This is a genomic window from Arthrobacter livingstonensis (assembly GCF_003219815.1).
GTDB lineage: Bacteria > Actinomycetota > Actinomycetes > Actinomycetales > Micrococcaceae > Specibacter > Specibacter livingstonensis.
The window spans coordinates 1-1,098 of record NZ_QJVD01000113.1 but is presented as its reverse complement, the minus strand read 5'-3'; the positions used below and the strand labels follow the sequence as shown (position 1 = coordinate 1,098).

The window sequence follows — 1,098 nt, the reverse complement described above, 5'->3', positions numbered from 1 at the left end:
GTGCTTGCGTCGTTGGTGGTGGTTTCGGGGCGGGGTGTCCAGCCGATTCCTGCCGGTTGTGGGGAGTTGGGGAAGATCCAGGCGCTGTCACGGCCGTTGTCAGGTTCGCTGTCGGTGCTGTCATCGCTGTCGTTGTTGCCAGCGGTGGTGTTGTCGTTCTTGCTGGTGGTGGCGGGTTGGGCCCAGTCCGGGGGTGGTCCTTGGGGTGGGGGCCAGGATCCTTCCGGGACCGTTCCTGGTGCCGGTGGTGTTCCCTGCGCGGGTGTGGCTGGTGTTCCGGTTGTGGTGGCGTGGAGGAGGTCCATGAGGTCCATTTGACCCGGCAGTGTGCCGGTGCCGTCGGGTCCGGTGCCGGCACTGTTGTTGTTGCCGGTGCCGGTGCCGGTGCCGGTGCCGTTGCTGGTTTCTGGGGCGTTGTTGGGGTTGATGGTGTTGATGTTTTTGTGGGGGGCGGGGTTGGTGGAGTGGCCGATGTAGGCCATGATGCTTTCGTATTGGGCGATGGTGGTGTGGCCGGTGATGCGGATCAGGCCGCGGTAGGCGCGGTGGAATTGGATGCCTTGTTTGGCGATGAGTTCGCCGTCGGTGGGTTTGTCGCCGTCGGGGTCGATGATGGTGATGGCGCGGGTGCCGATGCGGCGCAGGAAGTCCGGGTTTTGGGTTTGGGCGTGGGTGGTCATGGTGATTTCGAGTTCCCGGGCTTTTTCGGTGGTGGTGCGGCCGGCGTGGGCGAGGTGGGTGGCATCGGCGGTGTAGTGGGAGGCGGTCAGGGCTTGTTCGGTGGTGGTGGTGCCGGTGAAGAACGCGGTGGCGAGGATGGGCTGGTCGCAGGGTGTGGTGACGGTGGTGAGGGGGTCTGTGGCGGGAAGGAAGTGGTGGGCGAGGGTGAGGCGGCGGCTGGCTTCGGCGCGGCTGAGGAGCAGGGTGTCGGTGAGGGTGTCGGCGGGGGATTTGTGTCCCTCGCGCAGGTAGCGGCCTTCGTTGGTGCGGGTGGCGATGGTTCCGGCGGCCTGGACTTGCAGGGCCTGGATGTAGCGGCTGAGGTGTTCCACGGTCCGTGCCCACTCGATCACTTCGGCATCGCCGAGGGAATCCAGG

Annotated in this window: 1 protein-coding gene; it reads right to left on the bottom strand. The window is 66.0% G+C overall.

The annotated features are described in order from the left end of the window. A partial coding sequence (locus CVV68_RS23755; protein WP_170133341.1) for a DUF222 domain-containing protein occupies positions 1 to 1,098 on the bottom strand: 1,098 nt, incomplete at both ends.